Here is a 19,397-nt window from a genome sequence, read left to right as displayed (position 1 = left end):
AAAAAGGCCGCCCGAGGCGGCCTTGTGGAGCATGGAAGAGGTCAGGCCATGACGCGGCTGGCGCGAATGACCGAGTGCAGGCGGCGCAGATTGCGCAGCGCATTCTCCAGCTGAACGCTGTTCTGCACGGAGATGACGAAGCGCAGATCCGTGGTGCCGATCGCCGCTTCGTCGGTCATCTCGACGCGCACGATATCGGCTTCGGCGTTCGATAGCTCTGCCGCCACACGGGCCAGCACGCCCTTGTTGTTTTGCACCGTAACCACGATTCCCGCCTCGAACAGGCGCGTGATGTCGTCGGACCAGTCCACGGTGATGAAACGGTCGGCATCCTTTTCACGCAGCTTGATGGCATTGTTGCAATGGGCGTGGTGCACGACCAGGCCCTGACCGCCCAGGTAGCCCAGAATCGGGTCGCCAGGCACGGGGCGGCAACAGTGCGAGTAATAGACCGAACTGCTCTCGTCGCCGTTGAGCGTGACCGCACCCTGGAAGGGGCGGTTGTGCGTATTGAAGCGCTCCTGCGTGATGAGCAGGGCATCCGGGCGCACCCCCTGCTTGGTCATGAAGGCGGTCATACGCGCCGCCACCAGCGAGGCAATGCGGCGGCCCATGCCGATATCGACCATGAGGTCTGCGGGCGTGCGGTTGCCCGTGATGCGCAAAATCTCGTCCCAGACGTTCTTGTTGGCATCGTCCTGCGACGGTACGCTGTCAATGCCTTCGGCACGCAGAGCCTGGGCCAGCAGCGTTTCTCCGAGCTGACCGGCTTCGGTCTGGGCCGCATTCTTGAGGTAGGAGCGGATCTTGGAGCGCGCGCGTCCGGTTTTCACAAAACTCAGCCAGGCCGGGTTGGGCGTGGAGGTTTCGGAGGTGATGATCTGCACCACATCGCCGCTCTTGAGTTCGGTGCGCAGCGGCACTTCCTCGTCATTGATCTTGGCTGCCGTGGTGCGATGCCCGATCTTGCTGTGGATGGCGTAGGCAAAGTCCACCACCGTGGCACCGCGCGGCATGGCCATGATCTCGCTCTTGGGCGTGAACACGTACACGGCATCGGGGAAGAGATCGACCTTGACGTGATCCCAGAACTCCGCCGCGTCACGGGTCTCGTTCTGGATGTCGAGCAGGGACTGCAGCCACTGGGTGGACAGATGCTCGGAGTCATGACCTTGTTGCGCCTTGTACAGCCAGTGGGCCGCGACGCCGGCCTCGGCCACGATGTTCATCTCTTCCGTTCGAATCTGGAATTCGATGCTGACGCTGGAGGGGCCGACCAGCGTGGTGTGCAGCGACTGGTAGCCATTGCTCTTGGCAATCGCGATGTAGTCCTTGAAGCGGCCCGGCATGGGCTTGTATTTCTGGTGCAGCACGCCCAGGGCGGTGTAGCAGTCCAGCGTCTTGGGGACGATGATGCGAAAGCCGTAGATGTCGGTGACCTTGGCAAAGCTCAGCTGGTTCTTCTGCATGCGCTGGTACAGCGAATACAGCGTGCTCTCGCGGCCCAGCAGGCGTACCGACAGGCTGTGCGTGGCAAAAGCGGTGCTGACTTCATCCTGCACACGATGGACCAGGTCCCGGCGGCGTGTACGCGAGCGACCGATGGCTTTTTCCAGCGTGGCATAGCGCCAGGGGTGCAGATGCTTGAACGACAGGTCCTGCAGTTCGCGATAGGTCTGGTTCAGACCCAGGCGGTGAGCGATGGGTGCGTAGATCTCCAGCGTTTCGGACGAGATACGGCCCCACTTGCTGCGCGGCATGTCGCTCATGGTGCGCATATTGTGGGTGCGGTCGGCCAGCTTGATCAGGATGACGCGCACATCGCGCGCCATGGCTAGCAGCATTTTGCGAAAGGACTCGGCCTGGTTTTCCTCGCGAGTGTTGAACTGCAGCTTGTCCAGTTTGGTCAGCCCGTCCACCAGTTCGGCCACATCCTCGCCAAAGCGTTCCTTCAGGTCCAGCTTGGTGATGCCGCAATCCTCCATGGAGTCATGCAGCAGGGCCGCCATCAGGGCAGGGGCATCGAGCTTCCAGTTGGCGCAGATTCCCGTGACCGCGATGGGGTGGGTGATATAGGGGTCTCCACTGCTGCGCCACTGATCGGTATGTGCTTGATCTGCGTAGATATACGCCTGGCGCACGCGCTCGGCGCTGTCGGCATCCAGATAGCCCAGATGCTCCATCAAACCCTCAAAAGCAGCAGCCGACACACGTGCAGCCTGTTCAGCGGGCATGCGCTGAGGCTTGGCCGGTGCCGTAGAGGAAGGAGCAATCGTCGAGTTCTGGGCCGCTGTCATATTCCTTAAATGTAGCCTGCAAGTATGGAGTGCAAGCTGATAGGCACAAAAAAGCACCGACGAGCGGTGCTTAATTGTCTATTTTGGTGCTGCGATGCAACAGCTCAACCCGGCACCTTCTTCAGCATTTCCAGGCCTACCTTGCCGTCTGCGATCTCACGCAGGGCAGTGACGCTGGCCTTGTTCTTGGTTTCAATCTTGGGGGTATGGCCTTGATTGAGCATGCGGGCGCGATAAGTCGCGGCCAAAACGAGCTGGAAGCGGTTGGGGATCTGCTCCAGGCTATCTTCAACAGTAATGCGTGCCATCAGGAACTCCGGGAACGGTCAGTTGGATTCAGGGATATTGAGCGACTCGAAGGTGTCGGCGCGAAGGCGCCGCTGGGCCGCATATTTGAGGCGTTGCGCGTGAATGATCGCCTTGAGATCAAAGAGCGCACTCTCAAACAGTTCGTTGATTATAACGAAGTCGAATTTTGCGACCTGCGCCATTTCCTCTTCGGCGTTCTTCAGGCGCAGCTCGATGACTTCGGGAGCGTCCTCGCCACGGTTTTCCAGGCGGGCCCGCAACTCGTCCCAGCTGGGCGGCAGAATGAAGATCAGCACGGCATTGGGAAATGCCCGTTTGACCTGCAATGCGCCCTGGTAGTCGATTTCGAGGAGCACATCGGTGCCGCTCTGGATGCGCTCTTCCAGAGACCTCTTGGCCGTGCCGTAGCGGCGGCTGTGCACATTGGCCCATTCCACAAAGCCGTTGTTGGCGACCATTGCGTCGAATTCGGCGTCCGAGACGAAGTAATACTCACGGCCATGTTTTTCCTGGCCGCGCGGCGCGCGCGTGGTGTGAGAGACGGAGGGGTAGACGCGTGCGTCGAATTCACGCAGGGCGCGTACCAGAGAGGATTTGCCGGCACCGCTGGGTGCCGACACGACAAATAGATTTCCGGGATGGTCCATGACTTTGGGCATGACTTTGGGCATGAATCGAGCGTACGGGGTAGGTACGCCCAGGGCTTGCTTACTCGATGTTCTGCACTTGTTCGCGCATTTGCTCGATCAGCACCTTCATGTCGACGCTGATGCGGGTCAGCTCCAGCGTGGCTGATTTGGAGCCGAGGGTGTTGGCTTCACGGTGCAATTCCTGGATCAGGAAGTCCAGACGCTTGCCGATGTCGCCACCCTTTTTGAGCAGACGCTCGATTTCGTCGAGGTGAGAGCCCAGGCGCGTGACTTCCTCGGCCACGTCGATGCGGATGGCAAAGGCCGTGGCTTCGGCCAGGGCGCGGTCCTGGGCGGCCTCGGGGGCAACCGAGCCTTCGCCCAGGGCCATGGCCTCCTTCCAGCGCTCCAGGAATTTCTGGCGCTGCTGCTCCACCAACTGCGGCACCAGCGGCGCGGCGGTCTTGGCCAGTTCGCGCAGTTGCTTGATGCGGTCGAGCAGCATGTCGGCCAGGCGCTCGCCCTCGCGGGCGCGAGCCGCGAGCAGCTCGGTGATGGCCTGTTCGGCCAGGGACGGAGCGATCTCGCTCCAGTCCGTGGCGGCGGTGGCGGTGCCGCTGCACAGGCGCAGCACATCGGCCACGGAAAGGTCGCGTGCCTTGGGCAGCCAGGCCTGAACCGAGTCCTGCAGGGTCACCAGGCGTTGCAGCTGGGTGGCTGAGGGAATGGGCAGGGATTGGTTGCTGGAGACGTCGATGGCGGCTCGTACTTCCACCTTGCCGCGCTTGAGGCGCGCGGTGAGCAAGGTGCGCAGGGCCGGTTCAAGGGCGCGCAGTTCGTCGGGAAGGCGGAAGGACAAATCCAGAAAGCGGCTATTGACCGCGCGGATCTCAAGGCCCAGACGGCTGTTGGACTGGGACTCTTGACCACCCTCAACGGATGCGCTGTGCTGGGCACTGGCGTATCCGGTCATGCTGTAAACTGGCATTGGACTTTTGATGGATGCTTGCAATTTCCCGATTATCCGGGTTTCGTATCATCCTTGAGGTTTACCGGTAAAAAATGTCTACAAAAACCAAGCCAGCGCCCCTACCGTCGGGCAGCACAATAGGTGGATACCGGGTGGTGCGCAGGATTTCCTCGGGGGGGTTCGGGATTGTCTACCTGGCTCTGGACGCCGATGGCCAGCAGGTAGCGATCAAGGAGTACCTGCCGGCTTCGCTTGCCACTCGGGCGCCTGCCGAACTGCAGCCCATGGTGGCGCCAGAAAAACTGTCCCTCTATCGCCTCGGGCTCAAGAGCTTTTTCGAGGAAGGGCGCTCGCTGGCGCAGATTTCCCACGCCTCCGTGGTGAGCGTGCTGAATTTCTTTCGCGAAAACGAAACCGTCTACATGGTGATGAACTACCTGGAAGGGGCGACCCTGCAGGAGTTCATCGTCACGGCGCGCGAGCTCAAGGCCGACAAGGTGTTCAGGGAGTCGACCATCCGCTCTCTGTTTGACGAGGTGCTGCGCGGCCTGCGCATCGTGCATCAGCACAAGATGCTGCATCTGGACATCAAGCCCGCCAATATCTTCATCACCAATGACGACAAGGCCGTGCTGATCGATTTCGGCGCGGCGCGTGAAGTGCTGTCCAAGGAGGGCAACTTCATTCGTCCCATGTACACGCCGGGCTTTGCTGCCCCTGAGATGTACCGGCGCGATTCCCAGCTGGGTCCCTGGACCGATATTTACGCCATTGGCGCCTGCATCTATGCCTGCATGCAGGGCATACCGCCCAATGAAGCTCCGCAGCGTCAGGACAAGGACCGGCTGGCCCTTGCCTTGAACAAGCTGCGCGGCGTGTATTCGGACAATCTGATCGAGGTGGTGGAGTGGTGCATGGCCATGGATCCGCTCTCGCGCCCGCAGTCGGTGTTTGCCTTGCAAAAGGAGCTGAGCCGCGAAGGCGAGCGTCGCTATACCAAGCTCAGCATGCAGGAACGCATGCGCATGCAGTTTGACAACATGGTGCATGACGCCAGGAAGAATCTTCAGAAACTCGGCGGCTCCGAACGTGGAGCGGTGACCGACAGCAATCGCAAACCATGAAATTTTCCGTCTTCCAGCTCAGCCGCCGCGGAGGCCGTGCCCTCAACGAAGACCGCATGGGCTACTGCTACACGCGAGAGGCGGCGTTGTTCGTGCTGGCGGACGGCATGGGCGGGCATCCGGACGGCGAAGTGGCCGCACAGATAGCATTGCAGGTGGTTTCCACGCTTTTTCAGCAAAAGGCCAAGCCCATGCTGGAAGAGCCTGCCCTGTTTCTGGAAGAGGCGCTGCTGCAGGCCCATCGCCAGATCCTGCGTTATGCCAGCACCAAGGGCATGATGGACACGCCGCGCACCACGCTGGTGGCGGCCGTGCTGCAGGACGGCAAGGTGACCTGGATACACTGCGGCGACTCGCGTCTGTACTGGGTGCGCGACGGGCAGCTCGTGGAGCGAACGCGTGATCATTCGTACAGCGAGATGCGCAAGGTCTCCGGTGCGTTGGCGCCTGCCAACCGCAATGTGCTGTTCACCTGCCTGGGCTCGCCTTCCAAGCCCATCTTCGATGTGAGCGAGACAAGGCGGCTTGAGGAGGGCGATCAGCTGATGCTGTGCTCCGATGGCCTCTGGGGGGCGGTGCCGACGCCGGAAATTCTCCAGATCATGAACGGCAAGGCCGTGGCCCACTTTGTGCCCATGCTGGTCGATACGGCGCTCAAGCGAGCCGGGGACGGCAGTGACAATGTCACCGTGCTGGCACTGGTATGGGAAACACCGAATAATTTCGAGCCGTCTTCCATCTCCACGCAGGAGATCGAGGATCAGGGCTTCGAGTCCACGATACAGGTGGGGCCGATCGAAGACTGCGAGGATGAGCTCGACGACGAGGCCATCGAGCGATCGATTGCTGAGATCAACGAGGCCATACGCCGTTCGGCACAGCGCCAGAAAGCCAAGACCTGAACACGGTTGCACGCTGCAATAGGCGCTGGCTTGAAACTACTGAATCAATAGCTGATTGCGTAAGCGCCATAAGCGCTTCCATGGATTTTTATTATGAAAATTGTGCTGGCATCCAACAACCGCGGAAAGCTCGCCGAGTTGCAAGCCATGTTTGCCCCGCTGGGCGTGGAGCTGATTCGTCAGGGCGATCTGTTCGAGGGAGAAGCTCCCGAGCCCTATGGCACCTTTGTAGAGAATGCGCTGTCCAAGGCGCGCTTTGCGGCCGAGAAGACCGGCTTGCCCGCCATTGCCGATGATGCCGGCATGTGTGTGGATCATTTCGGCGGTCTGCCCGGCGTGGACACGGCCTACTATTGCACCCAGTTCGGCTACGAGAAAAGCGACGACAACAATGTGCGTGCGCTGCTCGAGCAGATGCAGGGTGTGACCAACCGCCGTGCCGCCATGGTCAGCACCCTGGTGGGCGTGCGCTCGCCAAAGGACCCCGAGCCGCTGATTGCCGTAGGACGCGTGCAGGCTCTGCTCACGACCGAGCGCCGTGGCAGCAATGGCTTCGGCTTTGACCCGGTACTGCTTATTCCCGAGCTGGGCCTGACCTTTGCCGAGATGGAGCCCGAGCTCAAGCATGCGCACAGCCATCGCGGTCGTTCTTCGCGCACCATGATCGAGATGGTGAAAGAGCGCTGGTTATAACCAGCGGTTCCCCTGAGGCGCTTTGCCTAGGCGGCCCCGCGCCTTCCCCCTCTCTCGCTTCGCGGGATGGGGACGACGGCCTCGCTGCGGGGCGGCGGGGCCGCCTAGGCCCTTGCTTGCTGTCCCATGGTTGGGGTGTGCTAGTTTTAGCGGCGTCGGTTTTGTTTGCGCTAGAAAAGCATATTTCCCATGATTCCCATTCAGCATCAAACAGAGACCGCCGAAGCGGCGGTGCAGCGCGATATTCAGCATTACATGCGGCCTGGCACGCTGCAGCTGGGCAGCTTGCCGCCGCTGTCGCTGTATGTGCACCTGCCCTGGTGTCTCAAGAAATGCCCGTATTGCGACTTCAACTCCCATGCCTGGGCCAAGGGAGATGCGCTGCCCGAGGACCGCTACATCGATGCTTTGATGGCCGATCTGGAGTCTGCGCTGCCGCTGATCTGGGGGCGCACGGTGCACAGCGTCTTCATGGGCGGCGGAACGCCCAGCCTGTTCTCGCCCGAATCCATGGACAAGCTGATTGCCGGTCTGCGCGCGCGTCTGCGCATGGAGCCCGATTGCGAGATCACCATGGAAGCCAACCCCGGCACCTTTGAGAAGGACCGCTTCAAAGCTTTCCGGGCGGCCGGCGTGAACCGCCTGTCAATCGGGGTGCAGAGCTTTGACGACCGCTATCTGCAGGCTGTGGGCCGTGTGCATGATGCGGCGCAGGCCCAGGCTGCGGTACGCGAGGCGGCTGACAATTTCGAGACCTTCAATATCGACCTGATGTATGCGCTGCCCGGCCAGAGCATGGTCGATCTGCAGCGCGATGTGGACACGGCACTGTCGTTTGCACCGCCGCATCTGTCGATCTATCACCTGACCATCGAGCCCAACACTTATTTCGCCAAATATCCGCCCGTGGTGCCGGAGGACGATACGGCCTATGAGATGCTGGACCTGATCACGGCCAGCACCAGGGCCGCGGGCATGCAGCGCTATGAGGTCTCGGCCTATGCCAAGGACGGCCATCAATGCTTTCACAACAGCAACTACTGGCAGTTTGGCGACTATCTTGGCATTGGCGCCGGTGCGCACAGCAAGCTGAGCTTTGCCCACCGCATCGTGCGCCAGGTGCGTTTCCGCGATCCGGCCCGCTATATGGACATGGCACTGGCCGGCACGCCGCTGGCACAGGACAACGAGGTCAAGCGTGCCGATCTGCCGTTTGAATACATGCTCAACGCGCTGCGCCTGCGCGGCGGCTTTGCCTTGCAGGAGTTCATGGAGCGCACGGGCCTGCCCATGTCGGCCATTGCCAAGGGGCTCGATCAGGCACAGGCCAAGGGCCTGATCAGCCGGGATCTGGGCCGCGTGGTGCCCACGGAACGCGGCTTTGACTTTCTGAGCGACCTGCAGGAAATGTTTCTGTAAGTCCTGGCGGGTGCTCAGCCGCAGCGCAGCGCCGTGATCTTGCCTGCGTCATTGGTGATGACGTTCAGGCGCTCCTGGTTGTATTCCATGGTGGCAGGCTGACCCTCGCGCAGCACGCGCAGCAAGTACGAGCCGGATTTCTGGCGGATGGTTTCCAGCGTCGATGCCACGGTGTTGTGGCCGATATAGATCTGTACCGGCTCCGCGTGGCATACCTGCAGCTGACGCGCAGGCGGGGCGGTCTTGCCGCCTGCGACCATGCCGTTGCTGGCGCAGCCTGCCATCAGCAAAGCCATGCTGGCAGCAGCCATGCCGAGCAAAGGGCGGGTGGAAATATGCAGAGTGGGTGTTCGATGCTTCATGCCCCACACCATAGCGCCCCCAGGTGCTCGCGCATGCCAGACCAAGCCTTGATGTGCAAGCGGGTGCAACAAAGCAATGCGAAAATTTGATAGCTTCATGCGCAATTCCATCAAGGGAATGGTGGCATTTTTACTGTGAATCTTCAGCGCCGGAGTCTATGGCTTGTGGGCTCCTTCTGCACTTTGAAAGATGCCGGCATCGATATTCGCGGCCTGCAGCTTGCGTGCAGCCTTTTCAGCGCGCTTTCGGCTCTCGAAGGGGCCGCTGCGTACTCGGGTGACTTCCCCCTTGTTGCTGGCCATCTTCTGCGTCAGCGCGGGCAGTCTGGACTTTTGCAACTGCGCCAGCACCTTGTCGGCATTGCCGGCCTCGGAATAGACGCCCAGATTCAGATAGAACTTGCCAGGAACCAGGTCCGAGCCGGCATGGGGTGTCGAGGGGGCAGCTTGTTCCTTTGTATCTGTCGCCGGCCTGGCTGTCGGCTTTTCGCTCAGCTCGGCCTTGACCGCCGCTTTGCTTGGCACTGAGGCAGCTGCGTCAGGCGCAGCTTGCTCTGCGAGTGTGTCTGTCTCGGTGGCGGTCGTAGGCGCTGGCTCTGCCGGGCGGTTGTCTGGCTCCTCGGGGGCGGGCTTTGCCAGGTCCGGGCTGGCAGCTGGACGATTGGCCACGGCGGTGGCTGCAGGCGCTGCGCTCTTGGTCGGTGCCGGGCCGTCGGCGGGCAGCAAGGCCAGGCCCGCGCCTGCGGCCGCTGCCACAGGCAGGGCCAGCACCAGCATGGCTGCGGTTCTGTTGCGGGGAGAGCCGACCTGCGCCTGCAAGGCGGCATGGGCGACGGCCATATTGGGCGCGTCAGTGATCGCCTGTAGCGTCTGGGCCCTGATCTTGCGCCAGTACCAGCCATTGCCCAGCAGGCCGGGCACGGCCACAGCCACCAGCCAAAGTGCAATGCCCAGGCCCAGAGCCATGGCCTCGGGCAGAGCCGGGCGCAGGCCAAACCACCAGATCAGCGCGGTTGCCGTGACGGTGGCGAGGTATTTGCCCGCCTCGCGCCATAGACCGTGCAGGCTGCACCAGGCCAGGGTCAGGAAGGCTGCCGCCATATTCCAGCTGGGCAGGCTGCGGTCCAGAGCATCGAAGCGCTTGAACTGGGCCAGGTAAAAGTCGCGTGAACGTGGGCTCAGGCGGCTGGCATAGAGCTGGGGCAGCAGGCCGCTGTCCTCCTCTTCGGGTGCAGTGCTCTGCTCGGCCTCGTGTTGCAGACTGTGCTGCATGGAATAGGCCGCGGCTGCAAAGGCTCCTGCAATGGAGGCAGGCAAGGGGCTGGCATCCGAGCGCGCAGGTTGGTTCAGCACGGGCTCCTGGCGCTGGTTTCGGCCAGCAGGGGCGAGCGCAGGGGTGGGGGTGTCCGAAGCGGAAGGCATGGCTGCAATTGTGTCATGGCGTTACGAGCAGGCCGAAGGCAGATTCCCAACAAAAAACCGGCGCCAGGCCGGTTCTTTACGGGATGGCCGAGGCAGACTCAGGCCTGGTGCGCGGGCAGAACGGTGGCACGGCATTCGCCAAAGCCAATGCGCGCGGCACCGGGCTTTTCGCACCAGCCGGCAAAGACCACGGCGTCTCCGTCGAGCAGGAAGGTGCGGGTTTCGCCGTTGCTCAGGCTCAGGGGCTTTCTGCCGCCTTCGGTGATTTCCAGCAGGGCGCCGGCTTCGGCCATGGTGGGGCCGGACAGCGTGCCTGTGCCCAGCAGGTCGCCGGGTTGCAGATCGCAGCCGTTGACGGTGTGGTGGGCAATCAGCTGGGCCATGGTCCAGTAGGCGTGGCGGTAGCTGGTCCGGGTGATCTGCTCGGCGGCCTTGCCTTCGGCGCGCATCTTCTCGGTCTGGATGGCAACCGTGAGCTGAACGTCGAGCGCACCGCGCTGCGAGTTGGCTTCGGAGCTGAGGTAGGGCAGAGGCTGTGGGTCCTCGGACGGGCGGACAAAGGCCGTGCGATAGGGCTCCAGTGCTTCCAGCGTCACAATCCAGGGCGAGATGCTGGTGGCGAAGTTCTTGGACAGGAAAGGGCCCAGTGGCTGGTATTCCCAGGCCTGAACGTCGCGTGCCGACCAGTCGTTGAGCAGGCACAGGCCGAAGATATGGTTTTCGGCGTCCTCGATGCTGATGGCATCGCCCCAGGCATTGGCCGAGCCGGCATAGATGCCCATCTCCAGCTCATAGTCGAGGCGGTTGCAGGGCTTGAGCACGGGGTCGGCATCGGGAGCCTTGAGCTGGCCGTTGGGGCGCTTGAAGTCCACGCCCGAGATGCGGATGCTGGAGGCACGACCGTGGTAGCCGATGGGCACCCACTTGTAGTTTTCCATCAGCGGGTTGGTGGGGCGGAACAGCTTGCCCACGTTGGTGGCGTGGTGCACGGAGGTGTAGAAGTCCGTGTAGTCGCCCACCTGTGCGGGTACGCTGTATTCCACATCGGCTTGGGGCACGAGGCAGGCCTTGAGGGCGGCTTCCTGGGCAGCGCCGGCACGCAGGGCGCGCGACAGGGCCAGACGCAGGGCCGACCAAGACGCCGGGCCCATGGCCATCAAGCTGTTGAGCTGAGCTTGCGCCGCTGCGTCGACCTGGGCCTGCACATCGCCGCCCAGTGCCTTGGCATCGCGAACGGCCGCCATGTCCAGCACCTGATCGCCAATCGCCACGCCGCCGCGAAAAGCCTCGCTGCTGCTCTTGCGACGAAAGACTGCAAACGGCAGGTTCTGGATGGGGAAGTCGCTGCTGCCCGTGTTGGCGCTGGCGACCCAGCTTTGCAGGCCGGCGTCGTGGGTTTCGTTCAATGCCATGTTCGTCTCCTTAAACGATTTGAATAAAAACAGGCTGCAGCGCTGATCTGCTGTGCGCTGTCAGCCATCGATCTATGACTGATCTATGGGATCTGGCTTGTGCTGGCTTGTGGATCCTTCATGCCGCGGTAAAGCCTCCATCCATGTTCCACTGTGCACCACGCACCTGGGCGGCGTTGTCGCTGGCCAGAAAGCCGACCAGTGCCGCGACCTGTTCCACCGTCACAAAAGCCTGCGAGGGCTGCTTGGCGCCCAGCAGCCTGGCGCGGGCTGTCGCCTCGTCCAGCTGCTCGCGCTGCGCCAGGGCATCGATCTGGGCCTGCACCAGCGGCGTGAGCACCCAGCCGGGGCAAATGGCGTTGCAGGTCACGGGCGTGGTGGCCAGCTCCAGTGCCACGGATTTGGTCAGGCCCAGCAGGCCGTGCTTGCTGGCCACATAGGCGGGCTTGTGGGCCACGCCGACCAGGCCGCTGACGGATGCCATATTGATGATGCGTCCCCAGCCGTGCTCCAGCATGGCCGGCGTGCAGGCCTGTATGGTGTGAAACGGTGCGCTCAGGTTGACGGCCAGCATGGTGTTCCATCGGTCTGGCGGAAAGCTGAGCACGGATTCCACATGCTGCATGCCCGCGTTGTTGACCAGAATGTCCACAGCGCCCAGCTCGGCGGTGATGCGCCGGGCCAGCGGGGCAATGGCCAGGCCGTCGCTCAGATCCAGTGGGTAATAGCGGGCGGCCACACCCAGTGCGTGCAGCTCGGCCAGCTGTTCATCGGTGCTGGCAGACGCCTGGGCGCTGCCATGCAGGGCAATGGCGGCGCCTTCGCCGGCCAGTTGCCTGGCAATGGCCCAGCCGATGCCGCTGGTGGAGCCGGTGATCCAGGCCACACGGCCGCTATGGGGCCTGGAGAGCTGCCGGACTTGGGGCAGGACGGTGGTCATTTGAGCAGGTCCATTTCGATATGCACGTATTCGCTGATGAAGCGTACCTTGGCCCAGTAGACGATCAAGCCCTGTGGATTGCAGGCCCAGCGCAGCGCCTGCATCAACGGCGTGCCCAGCGGCACGCCCAGATGCTCGGCAATCAGCTCGTCGGCCGGGGCTACGCTCAGGTACTGGCGGGCCGTGGCGATCTGCGCTGGATCATTTCCCAGCGCCTGAGCCAGCGTGGTGCGCTCCAGCTGTTCCTGCAGCCTGGGGTAGAGGTTTTGTTCCAGGTACAGCTCGGACAGGCAAAAGCGTGCATCGCCGTGCTTGTGTACGCGCAAAAAATAGGTATAGGCAGAGGCCAGTTCGCCAGGGGAAGGGAAGCCGGCCGGAATGGGCGGCACGCAGTCATTCGCTTGCTGCAGCGTGGTCTGCTGAATCTGCTCACCAAAGGCCACCAGCTCCTGCCAGGTCGTTGGCAGCAAAAAGGATGGGGGCTTGTAGGGCTGGCCAACGACCTTGGTGCCGCCGCGCTTGCGGGTCTGCAGCAGGCCTTCATCGACCAGCGCATGCACGGCCATGCGCACCGTGGTGCGCGAGACGCTGTGCAGGGCCTCGAGTTCCTCGACGGTGGGGATGCTTTGTCCGACCGTCCACTCGCCCGTCGCTATCTTGTTGCGAAACAGTCGGGCCAGCTGCAGGTGCAGCTTGTCGCGGGATTGGGAGGCGGTGGGCGCAGCAGTCATAAGCACGGTTTTGCGGGGCAGTGTAGCAAATAAAGTATCTAAAAAAGTACTTTATTGAAAAAGACCCGCAGACACTCAAGATGGCGCAATAAGGCAGCGGGCGGGAGTGCAAACCGGCCCAAAGAAGCGCAAGAGTTCACAAATGTCACCATTCAGACAGTGCAAATGACTTTTAAACTCCTCGCTTTTGATAGCAGATAGTGCAGGCAGCCATTGGTTGCAATGTGCTTTGACAAGGGCAACCCTTGCCTGGGAGTTGGTAGTTTCATGCAGAAGCAGTACGAGTGGCAGTTTTTCCGCGCCGGCGAGGTGGATCAGGTGGTGATTCGCACGGGCCAGGACATTGCCCATATTGGTGAGCTGGATCAGAAGCTGTGGGTGGCTCTGGCCTGTCCCACGCGAGGTATCGAGTTCGACAGCGCAACGCTGGATTTGATTGACGAAAGCAAGGACGGGCGTATTCGCCCCCCGGAGCTGGTGGCCGCCTGTGAATGGGCCGTGGCAAGAGTGCGTGATCCGCAGGTTCTGGCCGATGGCGGCGATGTGCTGCAACTGAACAGCATCAACGATGCGACGGAGGAAGGCGCGCTGTTGCTGGCAGAGGCCAGACGCGTGCTGGAACTCGCGGGCCTGCCCGATGCCCAGTCCATCACGCTGGCCCAGGTGCAGGAGCGCATGGCTTCGCTGCAGGCCCTGCGTTTCAATGGCGACGGCGTCGTCAGTGCAGCCACGGCCGAAGGCGACGAGGCCCTGGCCGGTCTGATTGCGCGCATTCAGGAGCTTTACGGCGCGGTGGACGGCAGCGATGGCGTTGCAGGCATCGATCGCAGCAAGGCCGAGGCCTTCTGGGAAGACGTGCAAGCCCTGCAGACCTGGTTTGCCCAGGCGGCAGAGCTGGGTTGCAATCTGCAGCCGCGTGCACTGGCGCTGGCGGCAGCGGAGGCCGTAAACGCGGTGCAGGCCAAAGTCGATGACTTTTTTGCCCGCACGCGACTGGTGGAGTTCGATGCCAATGCACGTGCACCGCTCAACCCAACGGAAGAAGGCTATGCCGCTTTGGGCGCGCAGGTGCTCAGCAATGCATCGGAGTCTCTGGCCGCGCTGCCGCTGGCCGCAGTGACCGGCGAGCGCAGCCTGCCGCTGGTGAATGGCGTCAATCCCGCCTGGGCTGCTGCCTTGCAGACCTTGCGCGAGCAGGCCGTGCAACCCGTGTTCGGCGAAGCGTTGACGGCGCTGACCGAGGTGCAGTGGGATCAGCTCAAGACCATGCTGGCCCATTGCCAGCAATGGTTGTCGGAGTGCCCGGCCACGCCGCTGGGCGCAGTGAGCGAGGCCGAAATTCAGCAACTGCTGTCCAGCGGGTTGAAAGACGCAGTGATGCAGTTGCTGGATCATGACGATGCCGAAAAAGAGCATGCCGTCCAGGCCATGGCTCTGGAAAAGCTGATCCGTCTGCAGCGCGATCTGCTGGAGCTGCTCAACAACTTTGTCTCCTTCTCCCGCTTCTATCGCCGCGAAGGTGCGGCCTTCCAGGCCGGTACCTTGTTCCTGGACGGCCGCAGCTGCGATCTGACCGTGGAGGTCGCCGATGCGGCAGCCCACTCCACGTTGGCCGCCATGGCCAAAACCTATCTGGCCTATTGCGAATGCAAGCGCGAGGGGCAGAAAAAGACGATCGTCGCGGCCTTCACGGCAGGCGATGTGGACTTCCTGTTCGTGGGACGCAACGGCGTGTTCTACGACCGTGCGGGCAATGACTGGGATGCCACCATCGTCAAGCTCATCGACAACCCGACCAGCATAGGTCAGGCCTTTTTTTCGCCCTACAAGAAGTTCCTGCGCATGATCGAGGAGCAGGTCGCCAAGCATGCCGCAGCCAAGAACGATGTGGTCAACACCAGCCTCAGCGACAACGCGACCAAGCTGGTGACGGCGCCCAAGGACCTGGCCCAGGCACCTGCTCCAGCGCGCAAGACCGATGTGGGGACGGTGGCCGCCATCGGCGTGGCGCTGGGCTCGCTGAGCGCCGTGATCGTTGGCATCTTCGGCAAGTTCATCGAACTGGGGCCGTGGATTCCGGTGGCCATACTGGGCCTTATCCTGGCCATTTCCGGTCCCAGCATGCTGATTGCCTGGCTCAAGCTGCGTCAGCGCAGCCTGGGACCGATTCTGGATGCCAGCGGCTGGGCCATCAATGGCCGCATGAACATCAATCTGGGCCTGGGCCGCAGCCTGTCGCAGACGGCCAAGGTACCTGTCAACGCCAAACGCAACATTGCCGACCCTTACGCGGACAGTCACGGCCTGCGCAACAGCCTGTGTGTGCTGGCACTGATGGCAGCCGCTGCGCTGCTGGCCTGGCGCATGCACTGGCTGGACGCCGTGCTGCCTGTCAGCTGGCAGCACGGCTCTGCAGTCGCTAGCGCAGCCACGGCCATGGAGCCAGCTGCACCTGCAGGTGGCGCAGCAGCAAGGTAAGGTAAGTACAGCTGCCTTGTGCATGTGCAAGAATGCAGATGGATAATCGCCAGCCATGTTTGAGGTCAGGGTTAACCCTGATTTCTAGCCCCTGAGCGGGCCACTTTTGTAGCCATCCATCAGCTTGTTGAAGACGCAAAAGCCAAGGGTTTTTGCGTCTTTTTTGCTGGTGCGACTGGAAAAACGTCCATGCGGTTTCGCGTGGCAGAAAGCAAGGCAATGAGCTGGCAAGATTTCAAGCACCAATATCTGGTGCGTTTCTGGTCGCCCGTGCCCGCAGTGATTGCGGCCGGCGTCCTTTCTGCATATTACTTCGGCATTACCGGCACCTTCTGGGCCGTGACCGGTGAATTCACCCGCTGGGGCGGGCATATCCTGCAGTTCCTCGGTGTCGATCTCTCCAATTGGGGCTATTTCAAGGTCATCGGGCTGCAAGGCACGCCGCTCACACGCGTGGACGGGCTGATGATCATCGGCATGTTTGTCGGCTGCTTCTCGGCTGCGCTCTGGGCCAACAACATCAAGCTGCGCCTGCCCAATCACCGCATTCGCGTGTTTCAGGCCATTGTGGGCGGAATCATCGCGGGCTTTGGCGCGCGTCTGGCCATGGGCTGCAATCTGGCGGCGTTCTTTACCGGCATTCCGCAGTTTTCGCTGCATGCCTGGTTCTTCGCCATTGCCACGGCCATCGGCTCGCTGGCCGGTGCCAAGGTCAGCCTGCTGCCAATGTTCCGGATTCCCGTCAAACTGCAGAAAGTGACGGCACCCAAGCCCCTGGAGCAAAGCGAGGCCCAGGCCAGGCGGCGCTTTCGCATCGGCGTGGCGCTGTTCCTGGCCTGTGTGGTCTGGGGCATCTGCAAGGCTGCCGAAGCGCCCAGGCTGGGCATGGCGATTCTGTTCGGTCTGGCCTTCGGCCTGATCATCGAGCGCGCCCAGGTCTGCTTCACCTCGGCCTTTCGCGATCTGTGGATCACGGGCCGCACGCAGATGGCCAAGGCCATCATCGCGGGCATGGCCGTGGGCACCATCGGCATCTACAGCTATGTGCAACTGGGCATGGACCCCAAGATCTTCTGGGCCGGCCCCAATGCCGTCATCGGAGGCCTGCTGTTCGGCTTCGGCATTGTGCTGGCGGGCGGTTGTGAAACCGGCTGGATGTACCGCGCCGTAGAAGGCCAGGTGCATTACTGGTGGGTGGGTCTGGGCAATGTGATCGGCTCGACCTTGCTGGCGCTGGTCTGGGACGACATCTCGCCCGTGCTGGCAACCAGTTACGACAAGGTCAATCTGCTCAAGGCGCTGGGCCCGCAGGGCGGCCTGTTGCTGACCTATGTGATGCTGGGTATCTCGCTGGCTCTGGTGCTGTGGTGGGAAAAGCATTTCTTTGCCAAAAAATCCCGTCTGGCCGCTGCCACAACAGCCGCCGCTGCCTCGCGCATTGCCTGAATCTCAAGGAATCCATCATGAGTGACTCCAAATACGTTCCCGATTTCCGCCTCGACATGCTGGGCGAGCCTTGCCCATACCCCGCCGTGGCCACGCTGGAAGCCATGCCCAGCCTGCAGCCGGGCCAGATTCTGGAAGTGGTCTCGGACTGCCCGCAGTCCATCAACAATATTCCGCTGGATGCCAGGAATCACGGCTATGAGGTGCTGGAGATTCAGCAGGACGGGCCGACGATTCGATACCTGATCAGGAAGTAACTCCCGCTGAGGCGCTGCGCGCCTTCCCCCTCTCTGCTTCGCGGAGGGGGACGACAGCCTCGCTGCGCGGCGGCGCTGGCTTGCTGTCCCCTTGTTGGGTTGTGCCAGTTTTAGGCGCTGTGCCTTGCATCATTGTTTGAGATTTCGCCATGACACAAAAAATTATCATCATCGTTCACGCCGCGCCCTATGGCAGCGAGCGCTGCCTGTCGGCGCTGCGCGTGGCGACGGCCTTGCGCGGCCATGATTCCAGGCCTGAGGTGAAAGTCTTTTTGATGTCCGACGCCACCGTGGTCGGCCTGCCCAATCAGCACGATGGCGCGGGCAGCGGTCTGCAAGCCATGGTCGAGCATCTGGTTGCCGAGGGCGTGAGCGTCAGGTTGTGTCGCACCTGCGCGCTGGCGCGAGGCCTGGCCGAGCTGACACTGATTGCCGGCGTGGAAATCGGTACTCTGCCTGAACTGGCCGACTGGACGCTGGCGGCCGACAAGGTCATCACCTTCTAAGAAAGAAGCTCGCACCAACGTTCAATATCGCCCGCATGGTTGCGGTATTGAAGGCTGGGGCAGCAGCTGTCCTGGGGTGCGGCTCTGCACTCACCGAAGCATCTTGGATGTCCATGTATTCAAAGTGTGGTTTCACCGGCATGGCCAATGAGCGCACCCGCCAGAAGGCCCCGCTGCTGTCGGATGTGATGCTCAAGCTGGAGGGCGGGCAGGCTTGAATCCGCAGAGTCTCTGTGGGTCTGGTTTGCTATTAAAAAGTTAGCTATTTGCGAACGTCATTCATTGGTTTCCATATGAAATTCTGTTGAGAACAATGAATGGCTTGCGCAGTCAGCTCATTTTTATGCATGAGGCAGACTCACGGCCGACAGCAGCGGCATGCCGGTGCGGCGCGTGAATTCCTCGTAGCTGATGGGCGGGCCCATGCGGGTGTCGGCACTATTGGCCTGCCAGTACACCCAGCTCTTGCCGGTGCTGGCGTCATAGACCAGCTTGAAGAGGTAGTCGGGCACCGCCACCTTGCTCTCACCGATGGTGGAGGCGTTTTTGTTGAAGACAGGGCCGGTGAAGACAAAGACATCGCCCCGGGCGCGCAGCGCATATTTGCGCGTGGCCTGTTCCACCTGGCTCCAGGCACCCGCGTTATGCACCTGGTTCTGCGGCACCATGTTCGCGAGGCTGAAGCTCTGGGCCATGGCCTCGGGCGTGCTCATGTCGGCAGCAGGGGCCATATGGCCGCGTGAGAACCCGGAGCGTTTGTAGTCGTCAAGCTCGGAGCGCTCGGCGCGCGGCAGGCGGGCGTCGGCATAGAACTTGTCGCTGCGCTGCAAGCCCTGGGCCTGCTGCAGCATCTGGCGATTCAGGCGCTCGGCCACAAACACCGGGGTCTTGGTGCTGCCGTTGTGCAGCACGGCAAAACCCGAAAAGCACAGCTCGCGCTCACGGGGTTGAAGCTGCAGGGCCGGAGCCTTGCCGCCGGGAAAGAACTGGGGGCAGCGGGCAAAGTGCGTGGGCAGGGCTGTGGCCGTGACATCGGCCTTGTCCACCTTGCCGCCTACGCTGGGCGTGTGGGCGCCGGAGCCGGAACCGGAACCGGAACCGGAACGCAGATCATCCAGATCCGGCCAGCCGTTCTTGCGAAAGGCCTGCAGGGTCTGGCTGAGCGCATCGAGTGCGGGAATATGCAGGGCTGCCAGCGCCTGGCCCAGCAGTTTCTCGGCGGAGACGCTGGGATTGAAGCTGCAGCTGGCAATCTGGAAGCTGGCCAGTGCCGCAGCGCCCGCAGACAGGGCAAAGCGCCTGATGCGGGAGAGGCTGTTGCCAGCAGTCCTGGAAGCTTTGCCGCGCTTGCGCGCAGGCGTTTTCTTTTTCTTGGCGGTCGTCATTCAGGCGGCAATGGTACGCCGCTTGAATGCTGCTTAAAGCGTGGTGCGGGCCGCAGGCCGCACTTTGTGTGTCCGGCAATGAAACCGTATGTGAACCATAGGCCCAGAGGCCGGC

At 62.1% G+C, this 19,397-nt stretch carries 18 protein-coding genes; 8 read left to right on the top strand and 10 right to left on the bottom strand.

Going from position 1 to position 19,397, the window contains the following annotated elements; genetic code table 11:
* Window positions 1–41: 41 nt before the first annotated feature.
* The 4 genes from Cth01_RS03905 to Cth01_RS03890 form a co-directional block, all read right to left on the bottom strand.
* The gene (locus Cth01_RS03905; protein ID WP_034358144.1) at window positions 42–2,297 is read right to left on the bottom strand and encodes a RelA/SpoT family protein; all 2,256 of its coding nucleotides are present in this window, start codon (window positions 2,295–2,297) and stop codon (window positions 42–44) included.
* A 104-nt stretch (window positions 2,298–2,401) separates the two neighbouring features.
* Window positions 2,402–2,605: a DNA-directed RNA polymerase subunit omega gene (gene rpoZ / locus Cth01_RS03900; protein ID WP_003052081.1), complete on the bottom strand. Its 204-nt coding sequence runs from the start codon at window positions 2,603–2,605 to the stop codon at window positions 2,402–2,404.
* Between the two features lie 18 nt (window positions 2,606–2,623).
* Window positions 2,624–3,253: a guanylate kinase gene (gene gmk / locus Cth01_RS03895; RefSeq protein WP_003062692.1), complete on the bottom strand. Its 630-nt coding sequence runs from the start codon at window positions 3,251–3,253 to the stop codon at window positions 2,624–2,626.
* A 61-nt stretch (window positions 3,254–3,314) separates the two neighbouring features.
* Window positions 3,315–4,208 (bottom strand): YicC/YloC family endoribonuclease, encoded by an 894-nt coding sequence (locus tag Cth01_RS03890; protein WP_034377826.1) that lies wholly within the window; start codon window positions 4,206–4,208, stop codon window positions 3,315–3,317.
* 89 nt (window positions 4,209–4,297) lie between these two features.
* Here Cth01_RS03890 and Cth01_RS03885 point away from each other — a divergent pair, with 89 nt between their 5' ends.
* The 4 genes from Cth01_RS03885 (at window position 4,298) to hemW (ending at window position 8,343) form a co-directional block, all read left to right on the top strand.
* On the top strand, window positions 4,298–5,329 hold the full coding sequence (locus Cth01_RS03885) for a serine/threonine protein kinase (RefSeq protein ID WP_034358139.1): 1,032 nt from the start codon (window positions 4,298–4,300) through the stop codon (window positions 5,327–5,329).
* Window positions 5,326–6,231: a PP2C family protein-serine/threonine phosphatase gene (locus tag Cth01_RS03880; protein WP_012839581.1), complete on the top strand. Its 906-nt coding sequence runs from the start codon at window positions 5,326–5,328 to the stop codon at window positions 6,229–6,231. Before Cth01_RS03885 ends, Cth01_RS03880 begins: the two co-directional genes overlap by 4 nt.
* Window positions 6,232–6,324: 93 nt before the next feature.
* Window positions 6,325–6,924: a non-canonical purine NTP pyrophosphatase gene (locus Cth01_RS03875; RefSeq protein WP_034377763.1), complete on the top strand. Its 600-nt coding sequence runs from the start codon at window positions 6,325–6,327 to the stop codon at window positions 6,922–6,924.
* 189 nt (window positions 6,925–7,113) lie between these two features.
* Window positions 7,114–8,343 carry a radical SAM family heme chaperone HemW gene (hemW, locus tag Cth01_RS03870; protein ID WP_012839580.1) on the top strand — a complete coding sequence of 410 codons (1,230 nt, stop codon included), beginning with the start codon at window positions 7,114–7,116 and terminating at the stop codon, window positions 8,341–8,343.
* Between the two features lie 14 nt (window positions 8,344–8,357).
* Here hemW and Cth01_RS03865 read toward each other — a convergent pair whose 3' ends face one another.
* The 5 genes from Cth01_RS03865 to Cth01_RS03845 all read right to left on the bottom strand — a co-directional run bounded on the left by Cth01_RS03865 (window position 8,358) and on the right by Cth01_RS03845 (window position 13,210).
* On the bottom strand, window positions 8,358–8,705 hold the full coding sequence (locus Cth01_RS03865; RefSeq protein WP_224648727.1) for an I78 family peptidase inhibitor: 348 nt from the start codon (window positions 8,703–8,705) through the stop codon (window positions 8,358–8,360).
* Between the two features lie 156 nt (window positions 8,706–8,861).
* On the bottom strand, window positions 8,862–10,127 hold the full coding sequence (locus Cth01_RS03860; protein ID WP_034377761.1) for an SPOR domain-containing protein: 1,266 nt from the start codon (window positions 10,125–10,127) through the stop codon (window positions 8,862–8,864).
* A gap of 98 nt (window positions 10,128–10,225) precedes the next feature.
* Complete coding sequence (gene fahA, locus Cth01_RS03855) at window positions 10,226–11,539, bottom strand: fumarylacetoacetase (protein WP_045838574.1); 1,314 nt, start codon at window positions 11,537–11,539, stop codon at window positions 10,226–10,228.
* Between the two features lie 118 nt (window positions 11,540–11,657).
* Window positions 11,658–12,479, bottom strand: coding sequence for a 3-hydroxybutyrate dehydrogenase (locus Cth01_RS03850; RefSeq protein ID WP_045838573.1), 822 nt, complete (start codon window positions 12,477–12,479; stop codon window positions 11,658–11,660).
* A complete protein-coding gene (locus Cth01_RS03845) occupies window positions 12,476–13,210 on the bottom strand; it encodes a GntR family transcriptional regulator (RefSeq protein WP_034377758.1) in 735 nt (244 codons plus the stop codon). The genes Cth01_RS03850 and Cth01_RS03845 overlap by 4 nt, the downstream gene beginning before the upstream one ends.
* Window positions 13,211–13,477: 267 nt before the next feature.
* On the opposite strand from Cth01_RS03845, the gene Cth01_RS03840 reads away from it, so the two are divergent.
* The 4 genes from Cth01_RS03840 to Cth01_RS03825 all read left to right on the top strand — a co-directional run bounded on the left by Cth01_RS03840 (window position 13,478) and on the right by Cth01_RS03825 (window position 17,897).
* Window positions 13,478–15,688 (top strand): hypothetical protein, encoded by a 2,211-nt coding sequence (locus Cth01_RS03840; protein ID WP_034377823.1) that lies wholly within the window; start codon window positions 13,478–13,480, stop codon window positions 15,686–15,688.
* Between the two features lie 189 nt (window positions 15,689–15,877).
* The gene (yedE, locus tag Cth01_RS03835; protein ID WP_072248277.1) at window positions 15,878–17,134 is read left to right on the top strand and encodes a selenium metabolism membrane protein YedE/FdhT; all 1,257 of its coding nucleotides are present in this window, start codon (window positions 15,878–15,880) and stop codon (window positions 17,132–17,134) included.
* A 17-nt stretch (window positions 17,135–17,151) separates the two neighbouring features.
* Window positions 17,152–17,391, top strand: a complete 240-nt coding sequence (gene yedF / locus Cth01_RS03830; RefSeq protein ID WP_034358126.1) for a sulfurtransferase-like selenium metabolism protein YedF — start codon at window positions 17,152–17,154, stop codon at window positions 17,389–17,391.
* Window positions 17,392–17,540: 149 nt separating this feature from the next.
* Window positions 17,541–17,897 carry a DsrE/DsrF/TusD sulfur relay family protein gene (locus Cth01_RS03825; protein WP_034358124.1) on the top strand — a complete coding sequence of 119 codons (357 nt, stop codon included), beginning with the start codon at window positions 17,541–17,543 and terminating at the stop codon, window positions 17,895–17,897.
* A 341-nt stretch (window positions 17,898–18,238) separates the two neighbouring features.
* Here the strand turns inward: Cth01_RS03825 and Cth01_RS03820 are convergent, their stop codons facing one another.
* Complete coding sequence (locus Cth01_RS03820) at window positions 18,239–19,282, bottom strand: DNA/RNA non-specific endonuclease (protein ID WP_045838572.1); 1,044 nt, start codon at window positions 19,280–19,282, stop codon at window positions 18,239–18,241.
* Between the last annotated feature and the right edge of the window lie 115 nt (window positions 19,283–19,397).

Source organism: Comamonas thiooxydans (assembly GCF_000964545.1).
Lineage (GTDB): Bacteria > Pseudomonadota > Gammaproteobacteria > Burkholderiales > Burkholderiaceae_C > Comamonas > Comamonas thiooxydans.
The sequence above is the reverse complement of the archived record's forward strand: the minus strand, read 5'-3'. Positions and strand labels throughout refer to the sequence as shown.

Coding starts and splice junctions, on each gene's coding strand:
- Cth01_RS03905 (WP_034358144.1), bottom strand. CDS start 2,297: ATGACAGCGGCCCAGAACTCGACGATTGCTCCTTCCTCTACGGCACCG.
- rpoZ (WP_003052081.1), bottom strand. CDS start 2,605: ATGGCACGCATTACTGTTGAAGATAGCCTGGAGCAGATCCCCAACCGC.
- gmk (WP_003062692.1), bottom strand. CDS start 3,253: ATGGACCATCCCGGAAATCTATTTGTCGTGTCGGCACCCAGCGGTGCC.
- Cth01_RS03890 (WP_034377826.1), bottom strand. CDS start 4,208: ATGACCGGATACGCCAGTGCCCAGCACAGCGCATCCGTTGAGGGTGGT.
- Cth01_RS03885 (WP_034358139.1), top strand. CDS start 4,298: ATGTCTACAAAAACCAAGCCAGCGCCCCTACCGTCGGGCAGCACAATA.
- Cth01_RS03880 (WP_012839581.1), top strand. CDS start 5,326: ATGAAATTTTCCGTCTTCCAGCTCAGCCGCCGCGGAGGCCGTGCCCTC.
- Cth01_RS03875 (WP_034377763.1), top strand. CDS start 6,325: ATGAAAATTGTGCTGGCATCCAACAACCGCGGAAAGCTCGCCGAGTTG.
- hemW (WP_012839580.1), top strand. CDS start 7,114: ATGATTCCCATTCAGCATCAAACAGAGACCGCCGAAGCGGCGGTGCAG.
- Cth01_RS03865 (WP_224648727.1), bottom strand. CDS start 8,705: ATGAAGCATCGAACACCCACTCTGCATATTTCCACCCGCCCTTTGCTC.
- Cth01_RS03860 (WP_034377761.1), bottom strand. CDS start 10,127: ATGCCTTCCGCTTCGGACACCCCCACCCCTGCGCTCGCCCCTGCTGGC.
- fahA (WP_045838574.1), bottom strand. CDS start 11,539: ATGGCATTGAACGAAACCCACGACGCCGGCCTGCAAAGCTGGGTCGCC.
- Cth01_RS03850 (WP_045838573.1), bottom strand. CDS start 12,479: ATGACCACCGTCCTGCCCCAAGTCCGGCAGCTCTCCAGGCCCCATAGC.
- Cth01_RS03845 (WP_034377758.1), bottom strand. CDS start 13,210: ATGACTGCTGCGCCCACCGCCTCCCAATCCCGCGACAAGCTGCACCTG.
- Cth01_RS03840 (WP_034377823.1), top strand. CDS start 13,478: ATGCAGAAGCAGTACGAGTGGCAGTTTTTCCGCGCCGGCGAGGTGGAT.
- yedE (WP_072248277.1), top strand. CDS start 15,878: ATGCGGTTTCGCGTGGCAGAAAGCAAGGCAATGAGCTGGCAAGATTTC.
- yedF (WP_034358126.1), top strand. CDS start 17,152: ATGAGTGACTCCAAATACGTTCCCGATTTCCGCCTCGACATGCTGGGC.
- Cth01_RS03825 (WP_034358124.1), top strand. CDS start 17,541: ATGACACAAAAAATTATCATCATCGTTCACGCCGCGCCCTATGGCAGC.
- Cth01_RS03820 (WP_045838572.1), bottom strand. CDS start 19,282: ATGACGACCGCCAAGAAAAAGAAAACGCCTGCGCGCAAGCGCGGCAAA.